Source organism: Gammaproteobacteria bacterium (assembly GCA_019911805.1).
In the GTDB taxonomy this organism is placed as follows: domain Bacteria; phylum Pseudomonadota; class Gammaproteobacteria; order Thiohalobacterales; family Thiohalobacteraceae; genus JAHJQQ01.
In genome coordinates this window covers 1-14,696 of the sequence record JAIOJV010000113.1, presented here as the reverse complement: position 1 = coordinate 14,696, position 14,696 = coordinate 1, and the positions used below count along the sequence as shown (strand labels likewise).

General features: G+C 65.4%; 15 protein-coding genes. 4 read left to right on the top strand and 11 right to left on the bottom strand.

Translation table 11 applies throughout. The features are described 5' to 3' along the window. Nucleotides 1-108: 108 nt before the first annotated feature. From K8I04_14310 to K8I04_14275, 8 genes are all read right to left on the bottom strand, one after another. Nucleotides 109-1,971, bottom strand: a complete 1,863-nt coding sequence (locus tag K8I04_14310; GenBank protein ID MBZ0072887.1) for a nitrous-oxide reductase — start codon at nucleotides 1,969-1,971, stop codon at nucleotides 109-111. Nucleotides 1,972-1,987: 16 nt separating this feature from the next. Then, nucleotides 1,988-4,156: a NosR/NirI family protein gene (locus K8I04_14305; GenBank protein MBZ0072886.1), complete on the bottom strand. Its 2,169-nt coding sequence runs from the start codon at nucleotides 4,154-4,156 to the stop codon at nucleotides 1,988-1,990. Nucleotides 4,157-4,668: 512 nt separating this feature from the next. Further along, entirely contained in the window at nucleotides 4,669-5,094 is a 426-nt protein-coding gene (locus K8I04_14300) for a sel1 repeat family protein (GenBank protein ID MBZ0072885.1), read from the bottom strand. A gap of 61 nt (nucleotides 5,095-5,155) precedes the next feature. Further along, the gene (gene greB / locus K8I04_14295; GenBank protein ID MBZ0072884.1) at nucleotides 5,156-5,662 is read right to left on the bottom strand and encodes a transcription elongation factor GreB; all 507 of its coding nucleotides are present in this window, start codon (nucleotides 5,660-5,662) and stop codon (nucleotides 5,156-5,158) included. Nucleotides 5,663-5,964: 302 nt separating this feature from the next. Then, on the bottom strand, nucleotides 5,965-6,771 hold the full coding sequence (gene tcdA / locus K8I04_14290; protein MBZ0072883.1) for a tRNA cyclic N6-threonylcarbamoyladenosine(37) synthase TcdA: 807 nt from the start codon (nucleotides 6,769-6,771) through the stop codon (nucleotides 5,965-5,967). Between the two features lie 222 nt (nucleotides 6,772-6,993). Then, nucleotides 6,994-8,436: a histidine kinase gene (locus K8I04_14285; GenBank protein MBZ0072882.1), complete on the bottom strand. Its 1,443-nt coding sequence runs from the start codon at nucleotides 8,434-8,436 to the stop codon at nucleotides 6,994-6,996. After that, nucleotides 8,436-9,116 (bottom strand): response regulator transcription factor, encoded by a 681-nt coding sequence (locus tag K8I04_14280; GenBank protein ID MBZ0072881.1) that lies wholly within the window; start codon nucleotides 9,114-9,116, stop codon nucleotides 8,436-8,438. Before K8I04_14280 ends, K8I04_14285 begins: the two co-directional genes overlap by 1 nt. Before the next feature lie 22 nt (nucleotides 9,117-9,138). After that, the gene (locus K8I04_14275; protein ID MBZ0072880.1) at nucleotides 9,139-9,591 is read right to left on the bottom strand and encodes a PepSY domain-containing protein; all 453 of its coding nucleotides are present in this window, start codon (nucleotides 9,589-9,591) and stop codon (nucleotides 9,139-9,141) included. Between the two features lie 222 nt (nucleotides 9,592-9,813). On the opposite strand from K8I04_14275, the gene K8I04_14270 reads away from it, so the two are divergent. Continuing rightward, nucleotides 9,814-10,179 (top strand): hypothetical protein, encoded by a 366-nt coding sequence (locus K8I04_14270; GenBank protein ID MBZ0072879.1) that lies wholly within the window; start codon nucleotides 9,814-9,816, stop codon nucleotides 10,177-10,179. Nucleotides 10,180-10,243: 64 nt separating this feature from the next. Here the strand turns inward: K8I04_14270 and K8I04_14265 are convergent, their stop codons facing one another. Then, nucleotides 10,244-10,783, bottom strand: a complete 540-nt coding sequence (locus K8I04_14265; protein ID MBZ0072878.1) for a cytochrome b — start codon at nucleotides 10,781-10,783, stop codon at nucleotides 10,244-10,246. A 90-nt stretch (nucleotides 10,784-10,873) separates the two neighbouring features. Then, entirely contained in the window at nucleotides 10,874-11,833 is a 960-nt protein-coding gene (locus K8I04_14260; GenBank protein ID MBZ0072877.1) for a hypothetical protein, read from the bottom strand. Nucleotides 11,834-12,070: 237 nt separating this feature from the next. Here K8I04_14260 and K8I04_14255 point away from each other — a divergent pair, with 237 nt between their 5' ends. The 3 genes from K8I04_14255 to msrA all read left to right on the top strand — a co-directional run bounded on the left by K8I04_14255 (nucleotide 12,071) and on the right by msrA (nucleotide 14,492). Then, nucleotides 12,071-12,844 carry a TatD family hydrolase gene (locus K8I04_14255; protein ID MBZ0072876.1) on the top strand — a complete coding sequence of 258 codons (774 nt, stop codon included), beginning with the start codon at nucleotides 12,071-12,073 and terminating at the stop codon, nucleotides 12,842-12,844. A 22-nt stretch (nucleotides 12,845-12,866) separates the two neighbouring features. After that, nucleotides 12,867-13,115: a YcgL domain-containing protein gene (locus K8I04_14250; GenBank protein MBZ0072875.1), complete on the top strand. Its 249-nt coding sequence runs from the start codon at nucleotides 12,867-12,869 to the stop codon at nucleotides 13,113-13,115. A gap of 729 nt (nucleotides 13,116-13,844) precedes the next feature. Beyond that, a complete protein-coding gene (msrA, locus tag K8I04_14245; protein MBZ0072874.1) occupies nucleotides 13,845-14,492 on the top strand; it encodes a peptide-methionine (S)-S-oxide reductase MsrA in 648 nt (215 codons plus the stop codon). A 22-nt stretch (nucleotides 14,493-14,514) separates the two neighbouring features. On the opposite strand, the gene K8I04_14240 is transcribed toward msrA, so the two are convergent. After that, on the bottom strand, nucleotides 14,515-14,696 hold a 182-nt coding region (locus K8I04_14240; protein ID MBZ0072873.1), incomplete at its 5' end, for a hypothetical protein.

The following is a 14,696-nucleotide window of genomic DNA, read 5'->3' as shown; positions in this document are numbered from 1 at the left end:
AAACGCTGGGTTCCGGCATGCGCCGCACGGACGGCGATGATTTTTCAATGCTACCCGGATGTCGGCGACGGCGGCGTCACGACCGCCGTCGCCTTCGATCCCGGGGCCTCAGGCCTCGACCAGCATGCGGCCGACCATCTCCATGTGCAAGGCATGGCAGAACCAGTTGCAATAATACCAGTGCACCCCCGGCTTGTCGGCGATGAAGGTCACCGAGGAGGTCTGCTGCGGGCTGATCTCCATGCTGACGCCGTGGTTGACCACACAGAAGCCGTGCGAGACGTCCTCGATCTGGTCGATGTTGGTGACCGTGACGGTCACCTCATCACCCTTCTTGACCTTGAAGTCGGTGAGGCCGAAGGTCGGCGCCGAGGAGGTCATGTAGACGCGTACCTTGTTGCCGTCACGGATGACCTTGTTATCCTGCTCCAGCACCACGCCATCCTGCTTGGCCCGGGCGACGGTCGCAGCGAAGAACGGATCGTCACGCTTCCACACCTTATCCGTACGGATCTGGTCACGGCGCACCAGGATGCAGTCGTGCGGCTCGGCGAACGCCGGGCCGTCGTGCACCAGCTTCATCTCCTTGCCGGAGATATCGATGAGCTGATCGTTCTCCGGGTGCAGCGGGCCGCAGGGCAGGAAACGGTCCTTGGCGAACTTGGACAGCACCACCAGCCACTTGCCGTCGGCGTCGCGTGACTCGGTGAGACTCGCGTGGTTGTGGCCCGGTTGATAGTGGACATCGAGCTTCTGGCGGATGTAGTTCACCTTCTCACCCTGGTAGGCCTTGATGGCATCGTCCATGTTCCATTTGACCACCTGGCTGTCGATGAACAGCGTGGTATAGGCATTGCCGCGGCCGTCGAAGGTGGTATGCAGCGGTCCCAGGCCGAGCTCCGGCTCACCGACGATGACGTCACGTGCATCTTTCAACTTATCATCGAACAGGTCGTCGAGCCTGTCGATGGCGATCATGGATACCGTCGGGGACAGCTTGCCGTTGGCGATGAAGAAGCGGCCGTCCGGTGAGGTATTTAGACCATGCGGGTTTTTCGGTATCGGGATGTAGCGGGTCAGTTCCGAACCATGGCGGCCGTCGACGATCGGCACCTTGGAGTCGCCCAGGGTGGTGAATTTGCCGGCCTTGACTGCGGCCTCGATGCGCGGGATGTTGAACACCACCGCCCAGTCGCGCTCGTTGCGCATCATCTCACCCAGGGTCACGCCGCCCTCGGAGTTGTAGCAGGTCGAGCAGGCGTACTTGCCGGTGTAGTCGGCGTCGGTATTGTCCAGGTTGCCGTCGACGATCACCTGCCAGGCGACCTCCATGGTGTCGGCGTTGATGGCGTTGAACATGGTGAGGTACTTGCTCGGGTCTTCCAGATCACGGCCGTCGTTGGTGTGCGGAATGGGGAACTCCGCATTCGCGAACACATAGTTGGTGCGTGGCACCTTCTGCAGACGCAGGCCGTGGATGGCCGACACGTTCGGGATGGTGGTGATCTTGTCGCACTTCATGATGTCCAGACGGATACGTGCGACGCGGGTGTTGGCCTTGTCGTTGATGAACAGATATTTACCGTCATACCGCCCGTCGGTCATGCTGATGTGCGGGTGGTGGGCGTCACCATTGAGGTATTTGGCACTGTCACCGAGGATTGCCTTGCTCTCGTTGGTGATGCCCCAGCCGGTGGCGCTGCAGACGTTGAACACCGGAATACGCATGATCTCACGCATCGACGGCACGCCGATGATGCGCACCTCGCCGGAGTGACCGCCGCTCCAGAAACCATAGTACTCGTCGAGTTCGCCCGGCCCGATATGGACCTTGAGGCCGCTCTCCTTGGCCTGCGCGGCTGTCATGCCCATCATGCCGGTACCGAGGCCGGCGCCGGCGACGCCGGCGAGTGCGGTGGCACCCAGGAAACTACGGCGTGTTACGCCTGGCTTGTCGGAATCCTTGCTCATTTTTCTACCTCCTTACTCAGGGTTTGCTGTGTTGATCGATGGCGCTGGCAGCGCCTTTTTCTACTGTGACCGGGATCTCTTTGAGGCCGGATGTGGCGCCGAGATCCGCTTCCATCTCCCGCGCCTTCGCGCGTGCGCGGCCGGCGCGTTCGTGGCGCTTGCGGCGCTCGACCAGCGGCGGGCACTTGTGGTCGTTCCAGTACGTGACCTGGCAATCCAGGCAGTAATGACACTCGTGGAGGTTGATCTCGCCGGTGGTGTGGATCGCCTGGATCTCGCACTCATTGGCACAGATCTGACAGGGATTGCCGCATTCGCGGCGTCGCCGCAGCCAGCTCACCAGGGCGAACTTGGTGGGCACCGCCAGCGCGGCGCCCAGTGGGCAGAGATACTTGCAATAGAACTTGCAGTTGAAGGCCGACACCACCACGAGACCGGCCGCGTATAAGATGAAGATCCACTCGCGATTGAAGCGCAGGGTAATGGCCGTCTTGAAGGGCTCGATTTCGGCATAACGTTCGGCGGTACCGAGCGACTGCAGCGAGATACCGAACAGCACCATCAGGATGAGGTATTTGATGCCCCACAGGCGGTCATGGATGATCTGCGGCAGCACGAACTGACGGACGCGGAAGTAGCGGGCAATCTCGTTGACCAGCTTCTGCAGCGCGCCGAAGGGACACAGCCAGCCGCAGTACACCCCGCGTCCCCACAGCAGCAGCGAGCCGGCAACGAAGGTCCAGAGGATGAACATGGTGGGATCGATCAGGAAGGTATCCCACTTGAAGTCGTGCATGAGTGCGCCGGTGAACGTCAGCACGTTCACCACCGACAGCTGGCCGAGCAGGTACCAGCCGATGAAGAACAGCGTATAGACCAGGAAGCCGGTGCGCAGATAGAAAATCAACCGGGGGAAGCGCACCAGCCAGTCCTGCAACGCCATGATCAGCGTCAGCAGGATGAGGCTGCTCACCAGCACGAAGATCTGGAACTTGCGCTCGCTCCACACCTGTACCCAGATCGGCTCGTCGACGTCCGCCACGGCCGCCACCGGTTCGGGCCGTTCGATATACATCTCGGGGATATCATATTCACCGGCGAAGCTGGAGAACACGCTGTCGAGCGGACCGGTCTGGCGCTTCACCAGGAGTTCCAGGCGCCAGGGCTGACCCGGGTCGAATTCCTGGTCGGCGCGAATGATGAACATCCCCATCTCGCTGAACGCGGGCATACCCTCGGCATACACGTCGTTCAGGCGGTGATAATCCAGATCGCGGAAGGAGATCTCGCGGCCACCCTGAGTGAGCAGTATGCGGTCGAAGATGCCGCCGCGCACGTAGCCGGAGCCCTTGAACGAATAGATGCCGTTGGCCATGACGGCGATGGCCTGTTCGCCGGGTTTCAGTTCGGCCATCAGCCAGTTGAACTGGGATTCGCCGAGCAGATTGCGGCCGATGGTGGGCGCGTCGAGGTAGGCGTAATAGAGGTCGATGAAGGTATCGTTGGCCTTGTCGGCTGGCGCATCCTCCAGGCCTTCGGCCTCGGTCCCCTTGAAGGTCGCATCCACCTCGCCACGCGTCAGGAGCAGGCGGCGGATGGCGCCGTTGCCGGTAAGAAACTTCCAATCCTCTTTTTCGAACAGCTCGGTGCGCACCCGCGCCGGCTGGGTCGGCACGCTCGCATCCGGCTTGATGATGCCGCGCGACTCCGCGACCTTACGGCCCGAGCGCAGGATACCCTCGTTCATGACCATGACAGTCACGGTGGCCCCGGTGATGGCATCCACGTTGACGTAGCCGGGCCGTTTGCCGGCGCCCACTTTAATGCGCTCGCTGACGTTCTTGCCCTTGTACTGGGCGACGAACTCATCCAGCCGCGATTCCGGGATGCCTACCAACAGAATGGGCTCATGGTGTTCGAGCACCTTCACGCCGACGATGGTGCCTGCGGTATCGATGCCCACCAGATGGTTGACGGGTTTGCCGGAGTAGGCGGGGATGCGTGCCACGTCGTCGGTGCGGAAGAGATAACCGAGTACCTGGTCACCCTTCATTGCCGTCGCGGCCAGGGGCTCGCCCTCGAAGTCGGTGAACCGGTCGGCCGTGGGGAAGAACTGCTTTGCGGCGGGATAGGTGGCGGCGACCGAGGCGGCACCGGCATGCACCGCGATCAGCGACAGACACATCAGAAGCAGAAATCGGCGCAAGGAAAACCTCGATGAATCATGCACTACAGATACAGGTTCGTCAGTTAATCATCACGGTCCGGGAGCGACATTGATGCGTATCAAGAAAGTGAGGGATATGCCATATTCAGGCAGTGCATCTGACGCACCGGTCCTGGCGGCCGGGCATCTTCCGCGATTGGCCCGAATTTGTAAACCCAGTCACCACGGTCCCATCAACCCAGAAACCGCATGTGTCACGCAGGCACACGGAACGATACGGACTAAGACCTTTCGGCTACGGGAGAATCCGGAAATTTACGAAAGGCCGGGACACAGCGAGCTTTGCATTCTGTGTGCTTCCGTGTGTTTCCGTGGCCATCTGGCCGCGGGACGAGCTACGCCTTGCCCGCCAGGTGCCGGGGCAGGTCTCCGCGGCGCACCGGGGGGAATCGGATTGGAGAGGACATCAGGAAGACGGGCCGCGCTGCGCGTGCCGCGGGGATGGTCGTGCTGTGTGGTTCAGATGGGTTTCAGTCGTCTGTGGAGAGGTGCTGTGCCTCGACCTCGAGACGTTTGATCTGCGCGGCACTCAGGCGGGTCGCGAGCTGCACGAGGCTTTCGCGGGCCGCGGCGTCGCCGGCAGTCACGGCACGACTGTACCAGACATAGGCCTGTTCGGAGTCGCGTTCCACTCCGCGACCGTGCTCATAGGCCCAGCCGAGCCCCTGCTGCGCCTCGGGGATGCCGCCGGCCGCGGCACGCTTCCACCAGAAGGCGGCCTTGTCGTCGTCGACCGGTATACCGAGGCCCTTGTGGTAATGCCAGCCGAGGAAATGCTGGGCGAGCAGGTCGCCGTCGATCGCGAGCGCCTCGGTGAGCACGAACGAAGTCTCGAAATCGCCGCGTTTCAGGGCATCGACGGCGCGCCGCAGAATCGGATCTTCCTCATCGGCCATGGGCGCAGTGTACTCCTCACGGCCAGCCGCGAAAACAGGACGTTCACAATGGAATGGGGGCTCAGTCCCCCGCGCCCGCATAGCGAATGCCGGTCAGCCAGTAGCGGCGCTCTCCCTGCGGCGTCTGGACGCGGATCTCGTCGTCCAGGGCCCGCTTGAGCAGCGCTTGGGCGAGCGGCGAATCCATGCTGAGATGGCCGCGGCGCAGATCGAACTCGTCCGGACCGACGATGCGGTATTCCTGCGGGGTGCCGGCCTCGTCCTCCAGGGTCACCCAGGCGCCGAAGAACACCCGGTTCGGGTCGCCGGGCGGGCGCTCCACCACCTGCAGGTCGGGCAGGCGCTTCTGCAGATAGCGGATGCGCCGGTCGATCTCACGCAACTCCTTCTTGCGGTAGATATACTCGGCATTCTCCGAACGGTCGCCCTCGGCGGCGGCGGCCGTCAGCGCCTGGGTCACGCCGGTGCGCCGCTGCCACAATGACGTGAGTTCATCCTGCAGCCGCCGGTAGCCCACCGGTGTGATGTAGGGCGAAGACCTGGGTTGTGGTGGTCGGTAGCGGGACATACGGGTCTGGTCTCTGCGCAGTCACCGGGCGGGACTTTGGTTTATAGGTTCGGGCATCACTGTCCCATACCTTCTATCGTAAAAACACTGATTGCAGCCACGGAAACACACGGAAGCACACAGAATGCAAAGCTCGCTGTGTCCCGGCCTTTCGTAAATTTCCGGATTCTCCCGTAGCCGAAAGGTCTTAGTCCGTATCGTTCCGTGTACCTGCGTGACACATGCGGTTTCTGGGTTGATGGGACAGCAGTCCGTAGCGCTCATACCCGTGCGTTCCATGTAGGGAGTCTTGTACCCCCGGCTTACCCCGCAGGCTGCCCCAGGCGCTTCTGCAGGATCTTGTTGACCGCACGCCCCGCGGCGATCAGGCCGAAGGCGGCGGTGACGAAGCTCACGGAGCCGTAGCCGAAGCGGCAGTCGAGGTGCACACCGCGGATGCCGGGCTTCGCGTGGCTGACGGTCCCATCCGCCTTGGGATAGACGGGCTGCTGGGAGGAGAACACGCACTCCACCCCGAAGGTCTTCCTGGCGTCGCGCGGGAAGCCGTGGCGGTCGCGCAGCGCCCCGCGCACCTTGGCGGCCAGGGCATCGTTGTAGGTGCGGCTGAGGTCCTTGATCTGCACCTGGGTGGGATCGCTCAGGCCGCCGGCGCCGCCGGTGGTGATGATGGGGAGCTTGTTGCGCCGGCAATGATGGATCATCGCCGCCTTGAACGTGATGCTGTCGATGGCATCGATGACGTAGTCGTAGGCGTGGGCCGCGCCCAGGTGGGCGGTCAGATTCGCGCTGGTGACGAAATCGTCGATGAGGCGGCAGTCGCAGTCGGGGTTGATCTGCGCGATGCGCTCGGCCATCACCTGGATCTTCTTGCACCCGACCGTGTCGCTGCGCGCCGGCAGCTGCCGGTTGACATTACTGAGGGTGACCTCGTCGAAGTCGATCAGCGTGATGCGGCCGATGCCGCTGCGCGCGAGCGCCTCCGCCGCCCAGGAGCCGACGCCGCCGAGCCCTACCACGCACAGGTGCAGCGTGGGCAGCAGCGCATAGGCGCGCTCGCCGTAGAGGCGCTGGAGGGCAACGAAACGCTGATCGTAGTCGGACGGGGTCATGCCACTGTCGAATCAAATTGATTAATCATTTCAGCCACGAAACCCCCGAAAGTCGTCAAAGGCGAAAGGCGGCCACGGAAACACACGGAAGGCGGGGCTGTGGTGGGTTTTACATTCCGTGTGCTTCCGTGTGTTTCCGTGGCTGGTTTTTGTCTGAATGATCTTCGTGGATTCCGTGGCTGAAGTGAGTCTTGTCCGCGGCAAACGGGGTTTCCGGGCGTGTCATGATCGCGCCGGCCGCGGGCCGACCGGCAGCCACACTCGCACCCGGGCGCCATCGAGTGTGGGGCTGTGGTCGATCTCGATGCGGCCGCCGTAGGCCGCGGCGATATCGCGCACCATCGCCAGGCCGATGCCCTGGCCCGGCACGGTGCTGTCGGCACGCACGCCGCGGCTGAACACGGCACGGCGCTGCGCCGCATCCACACCGGGACCGTCGTCCTCCACCGTGATCAGCAGTGCGGCGCCGTCTGTGCCGTCCCCGCTGCCGGTTTTGATACCAGTACTGATATCAGTATCGATGCGGGCTTCCACCCGCACCCGCTGGCGGGCCCATTTGCAGGCGTTGTCCAGCAGGTTGCCGCACAGCTCCAGCAGGTCGGACTCGTCGGCGCGGAACTGCAGTGTCGCAGCGGCGTCCACGGTGAACACCAGCCGGCGTTCCGCGTAGACCTTCTCTAGCGTCCTGACGATGCGCTGCAGGGCCGGGGCGATGGCCACCGGCGCCAGCAGGGTGGTGCGCCCGGAGGTGGCGGCGCGCTGCAGCTGATAATCCACGATCTGACCCATGCGCTCGGTCTGTTCGCGCACGATCACGTGCAACTCCTGCGGATCACCCTGCCGGCTCGCGCCGTGCAACACGGCCAGGGGCGTCTTCAGGCTGTGGGCGAGGTCGGCCAGGGCGTTGCGGTAGCGGGCCAGCCGGCCGCGTTCACTGCGCAGCAGGGCGTCGAGGTTGTCGGTGAGGCCGCGCAGTTCGCGCGGGTAGCGGCCGCTGAGGCCGTCCTGGGTGCCGGCCTCGACCGCGGCCAGGTCGCGTTCAGCACGCCGCAGCGGCGCCAATCCCCAGCGCAGCACCAGCCCCTGGGCGAGCAGCAGACCCAGGGCCAGGGCACCGAACCACACCCACAGATTCTGGCGGAACCGGCTCACCTGGGCGAGGTAGGCCCCCGGCGATTCGCTCACCCAGAAACTGAAGCCGACGCTGCGACCGTCCGGGTCCTCGGCCAGATCCCCGGTCAGATCCCCGGTCAGGTCCCAGGCGACCCCCAGCCCGAGGCGGAACAGCCGGGGGTCGCCGTGCGGCGGGAGGCGGTCGAACTGCCAGGCGCCGGCGGACAGGCGCGGCGGCAGCGGCAGTTCCTGGCCGAGCAGCGAGCGCGACTGCCATGCGGCGGCACCGTCGTGTTGAATGACCTGGGCGTAGAGTCCGGAGCCGGGCCGGCGGAAGCGCTCATCGGGCAGCTCGGCCGGCAGTTCGATGCCGCCCTGCGCGTTCAGGTCGGCGGCGGCCAGCAGGCCGTAGATCTGCGCCTGCAGGCGCTCGTGCACGGCGCTCTCGGCGGATTCGCGGAAGGCGCGGTCGAGGGTCCAGCCCGCCAGCCCCAGGAAGGCCGCGAGCAGCAGACTGGTGGCGAGTGTCAGACGCGCATTGAGCGATTGCATCAGCCGCCGCGTGCCAGGGCGAAGCGGTAACCGCGGCCGCGCACCGTCTCGATGGGGTGCAAGCGGCTGTCGGGGTCGAGCTTGCGACGCAGCCGTCCGACGAACACCTCGATGACGTTGCTGTCGCGGTCGTAGTCCTGCGCATAGAGGCGCTCGGTGAGATCGGTCTTGGAGACGATCTCGCCGCTGTGCAGCATCAGGTGTTCGAGCACCTTGTATTCATAGGTGGTGAGGTCCACCGGCCGGCCGTCGACCTGGAGCGTCTGGGCGGCGGTATCGAGCAGCACCGGACCACACTGCAGGAGCGGCTGCGTCCAGCCCGCGGCGCGTCGCACCAGGGCTCGCAGGCGGGCCAGCAGTTCCTCGACCTCGAAGGGCTTCACCAGATAGTCGTCGGCGCCGGCCTCCAGGCCCTCGACCTTGTCCTGCCAGCGGCCGCGGGCGGTCAGGATGAGAATGGGGAAGTCCTTGCCGGCGGCGCGCAGGCGCTGGATCACCTCGATGCCGGAGAGCTTGGGCAGGCCGAGATCGATCACGGCGATGTCGACGGGGAATTCGCTCCCCGCGTACAGGCCTTCCTCGCCGTCGGCGGCGGTGTCGATGACATGGCCGGCCTCCTCGAGGTGGTCGCGCAACTGCTCACGCAGCCGGTCTTCGTCTTCGATCAGGAGTATGCGCATGGTCTGGACGGGTGCTCAGGATTCAACGGGCATCGAGGTGCAGCACCCGTACCCGGCCGTCGGGTGTGAGCACCTTGACGCGGTAGACCGGCCGACCGTCCTCGTCACGCGGTTCGGCCGACAGCACCTGGCCGCCGGTGCGGCGCTCGGCCTCGCGGACGGCATCGGACAGGCTGCGTCCGGGCGCCTCGCGGCGCGGCTCGGTGGCGCGCTGCCGCTGGGGGTCGGGGCGCGGGTCCGGGTCGCGCTGCTCCAGGCCGCGGGACCGGTCCATCTCACCACCACGGCGGCCCTCGTAGGCATCCTGGCGGGACGCACCCCGCCGCTCACCACGGTCGACCGGGGCCTCGTAGCGGCCACGGCCGTTGCGCATATCGTTGCCGTTGTCGTCGGGGCGTTTGGCCTGCGCCGCTGGCAGCGTCAGCAGCAGTGCGGCGGCGAGCAGCATCCCCGTGGTCAGACTGTTCGGTTTCATCTGGGCTACACACCTGCGTCGTTGCCGGTCGATGGTACGGTCCGCACCCGCGTCTGCCAAGCGCACGGAGTACGGTTCACGGTCTCGACGGTTCCAGTCTACGGCCACGGCCTGAATGCGGCCTGAATACGTGCGGCCTTGCCGTTCAGGCGGCATTCAGGCCGCCGGGGGTACCCTGAGACTGCGCCTCCCGTGGGCGAGTGGATTCGAAGGAGACTGGCCATGAAGACCTCGAAACGGACCCTGCCAGCTGTGGCCGCCGTCATGTTGGCCGTCACGGCGTTGATGGGCCCGGTACCCGGTCATGCCAGAGACGGCTACCGTTCCGACGGCCCCGTCGCCGTGCATTATCGGGACCGTGGCGGCGACCGCTACCGTCATGCTGACCGTGATCGCCACCATTGGCGCCACGACCGCGCCTATGGCCGGCACTACGCCGTGCCGCCGCGCCACCGCTACCGGTCGTATTACAACCCACCACGCTACTACGGTCCGCGTTACTACACCCCACGTTACTACACCCCGCGCCACTACTATGATGGGCGCGGGGTCTGGGATTTCACGCTGCGCTACCACTTCTACGACTGAGAGGGTTCCGCGATGCACAACGCCGTCACCCGGTGCGAGCCGCAGGTACCGGGTGCCGGCGGTGCTACAGCATGCGCCTGAGGACGTCCGCCTCGGGGCGGTCGAACAGGCGGTGCTTGATGGCGCCGGTCGCGTGCAGCACGATCAGCGCGAGCAGGAGATAGGCGAAGACCTCGTGCACTTCGCCGGCCGCCTCGGCCAGATCCTTGCTGGGTGCGAACAGCGCCGGCAGCGGCAGCCTGCCGAACAGCGCGACCGGCTTGTCGGCGAAATTGCTCATGGCATAGCCGGCGAAGGGCGTGGCGATCATGAGCAGGTACAGGCCCACCCGCGTGACTTTCGTGAGCACGATCTCCCAGCCCTGCAGGACGCTGGGCAGGGCGGGCGGCGTGGCGATGCGGCCCCAGGCCAGGCGCAGCCAGACCAACGTGAATACGATCACGCCGAAGGTCTTGTGAAAGGTGTAGAGCTGCAGCCGGTTGGGTGCTTCATCCGGTAGCTCCTGCATGTACACGCCGACGATGAGCAGAGCCAGGATCAGCACTGCCATGAGCCAGTGCAGCAACCGTGATAGTGGGTGATAACGGTCGGTGGCGATGTTCACATGGAACTCCTGTCACGGGGCGAAAAGACGGCCACTATAAACCAACCCGCCGGCACTCAGAAACGTGGCGCCGTCGACGTCTGCAGGCCCTCAGTCCCGCTGCAGCTGCGGCAATCCCTCCACCACTTTCTTGGGGCTGCCGTCCTGACGAAACAGACCCCAATGCCCCTCGGCCGGCTCGATCCGTCCGAACTGTGCCGCGAGCTCCTGCGGTTTCCAGGGTGCATCGAAGGCCTCGAAGTAGGCGAGGTTCTGTGCCGGACCGGCGGGCAGGGCATGCTCCAGCCCGCGCCAGAACGCCGCCTGCCGCGCCTCATTGAAGCCGCGTTCGGTCGGCGCGCTGGGCAGGCCGGTCTCCTTCACCAGGACGGGTTTGGGCGTAAGGTCGTGCAACCTCGCCACCACCTCGGCGACGAAGGCCACCGACTGGTCGACCTTGGCAGGATCGAACCAGGGCTCGAACAGGGGGTGGATGTTCGGCATCAACAGGTCCAGTTCGAGCAGGACGGGCGCGTCGGGCGAATCGAAATAGTGCGCGAAGGGTTCGCTGCTGGTCAACGGCACGCCGGGGAGGCGGTCGCGGACATAGGCCACGGCGGCGTGGAGATCCGCGGCCGTGTAGCGCTTCCAGAACAGGCCTTCGTTGCCGAGAATCAGTGCGGTCACCTGGCGTGGGTAGCGCTCCGCCAACGCGATCGCCTGGTCGAGTTCGGCGCGGTCGCGCGGTTCCCAGACGCCGATGACGACGGCCTCGAAGCCTGCGCGGACCGCGAGCGGCACGATCTGCGCCTGGCCGTCGCCCAGGCCGTAGGTGATCAGCCCGGAGAAGTGCGGCCGCAGGCGCCGCAGATCGGCGGCGATGCCGTCCGCGGTCGCGGCCCGGGGCTGGCCGTCGCGGACGGAGAAGCTGCGCGGCACATAGGCCACGAAGCGCTGGGTGGCGAGCGTCGTTGCCAGCGGTATACGTTCGGATCCGGCGCTGCCGCAGCCGGCGAGGGCGAGCAGGGCCGTCAGGGCGAGGGCTGACAGGATGCGTTCGAGGCAGGGCATGACGGTCAAGCTCCCGGCGCGGCGCGAGGCTTTGTTAAGGAATCTCTGATCCATTCGCCGTACCGTCATTGCGAGCGCAGCGCGGCAGTCTCCTTCGACGGCAGATCAGTAACTTGGAGATTGCCACGTCGCTACGCTCCTCGCAATGACGGGTCAGCCAGAGGCTCCTTAATGTGGATTGGGGAGTGTAGCGCCGCCGCTTCTGCGCCGCTGCGGCACTGTGGTTAGAATGGCGGTATGGAACTGTTCGATACCCATTGCCACATCGACGTCGCAGCCTTCGCTGCCGACCGTACGGCCGTGCTCGCCCGGGCGCGGGCCGCCGGTGTCACGCGCATACTGGTGCCGGCGGTCACCGTGGACGGCTGGGGCTTTCTGGTCGAGCTGTGCCGACGCGAACCGGGACTGCTGCCGGCGCTGGGCCTGCATCCCGTATACATCGACCAGCACCGGGATGCGGACGTGGACACGCTGGCGGAATGGGTGGAGCGCGAGCGCCCCGTGGCCATCGGCGAGATCGGCCTGGATTATTTCGTCGCCGGACTCGACCGCGAACGCCAGCAACACCTGCTCGAGGCGCAGCTGATCGTGGCGCGCGACAGCGGGCTGCCGGTGGTGCTGCACGTGCGCAAGGCCCACGACGCCATGCTGGCCACTCTTAAACGCATTCGCGTGCAGGGCGGTATCGCGCACGCCTTCAACGGCAGTCTGCAACAGGCAGGGCATTACCTCGATCTCGGCTTCAAGCTGGGCTTCGGCGGCATGCTCACCTACGAGCGTTCCACCAAGCTGCGGCGGCTGGCGCAGGCGCTGCCGCCGGAGGCGCTGGTGCTGGAGACCGACGCGCCCGACATGACCGTCGCCGCGCACCACGGCGAGCGCAACAGTCCCGAATACCTGCCCTACTGCCTGCAGGCCCTGGCCGCCGCGCGCGACGAGCCGCTGGAACGCATCGCGGCGCTGACCACGCGCAACGCCATCGAGGTGCTGGGGTTGGAGCGGCACGCATGAAACATCCAGGGGCATCGAGTGCATGAAGTGCGTCATCTACAAAGGCAGCCGCAAGGCGGATACCTATCTATACATTGAACGCGAGGATGACTTCTCGTCGGTACCCGAGGCGTTGCTGCGCATGCTCGGTCGCTTGGAGCGGGTGATGGCGCTGGAACTCGTGGCGGGCAGGACGCTGGCGCAGGCCGATCCTGAGCAGGTGCGGCAGCTGCTGCGCGAGCAGGGTTACTATCTGCAGATGCCGCCGCCGCAGGAGCGCTCGCTGCAGTAACCATCCTTCCCCCTGCCGGTGCACCAAAAAAAACCCCGCCTCATCGGCGGGGTTCAAAGTCTCGAAATCGCCCCCTGTTAACCACCACTTGGAGTTGCGCGAACCAGTTGGCAGTAAATCAGCGATCCGAGTACCGATACGCCCCAGGGCACGGACATGCCCTTCATACTGGAAACGGGGGTGTCGGGCCAAGGCCAAGCGGCCTCAGCGAAGCCATAGTCTAGCCTGCTTTGCCCGCGGCTGTGAGGGGGGGCCGCAGGTATTTTTTGGGCAGCGCGGCGATCGACGGTGTAACAATCCGTTACCCGGTAAGATATTATCTCGTTTATAATAAACATACAGTAACATACTGTTATATCGCATATTTATAAATCAACACCCACCCACCCGGCGGCTGCCCGCAGTGCCTCTTCGCCACTGTGAATCCTGACCGATCAGGGGGTTGGGAACGATCTCACCGGAAGCGCCTGAGGCCCCGCCGGAGGGTGGTCCGGGCGGGCGCGGGGCCGACGCGATGCCTCGTGGGACGTAGGGGAGAGCGCCCCGGCCGCCTGCGCTAGACTCTGAATCTCTACCGCGACGCCGGCGACCCTGGCTGCCCCGCACAGGATCACTTAGATACCGTAGGCCACAGCCAGCGCGCGCATTGCTGGACTGTCATGGCCTCGTCCGTGTGTTTCCGTGGCTGAGACGGGGTCTCCATAAATACATCCGAGAGAGGTAACGACCATGCTCTGGAATCGCAAGCCTGCGCAGATGCCCACGTCCGAGGAAGCCCTGCCGGGGCGCACCGTGGCCATGCCCGTGCCCGAACGGCATGTCGTCAACGGCCACCGGTTGACGCCACCTTTCCCCGCAGGCCTGGAGCTGGCGTTGTTCGGCCTGGGGTGTTTCTGGGGTGCGGAGCGCAAATTCTGGGAGACGCCCGGGGTCTATTCCACGGCCGCGGGTTATGCGGCCGGCCATACGCCGAACCCGACCTACCAGGAAGTCTGTTCGGGGCAAACGGGCCATAACGAGGTCGTGCGCGTGGTGTTCGATCCGGCGAAGATCGCCTACGCGGATCTGCTGCGCGTCTTCTGGGAGGCCCATGACCCGACGCAGGGCATGCGCCAGGGCAACGACGTCGGCACGCAGTACCGTTCCGGCATCTATGTCTATTCGGAGGAGCAGCGCCGGGTCGCCGAGGCCACGCGCGCGCGCTACCAGGCGGCCTTGACCGCGGCTGGCCGCGGCACCATCACCACCGAGATCCTCGCCGCGCCCGCGTTCTACTATGCCGAGGAGTATCACCAGCAGTATCTGGCCAGGAACCCCGGCGGCTATTGCGGCCTGGGTGGGCTGGCGGTGGCCTATCCCACCGAGGCAGAGGCCTGAGCCGACCCGCCCGTCACGCGCCTCAGAGGTCCGGCAGGACCATGGCCGGTGGCCGCCGCGGGGGCCGATCCTCGTCGGCGGGTGGCCGGTGCTTGTGGTCCCGTTGATCGCGGGGTCGATGGCGGGGCGGGTAGGAATGGAGCCAGGGCGCGCTGCCGTAGGGCGTGGCCGGTACGACGATAACGCGCTCGGGCGGGGGTGTCG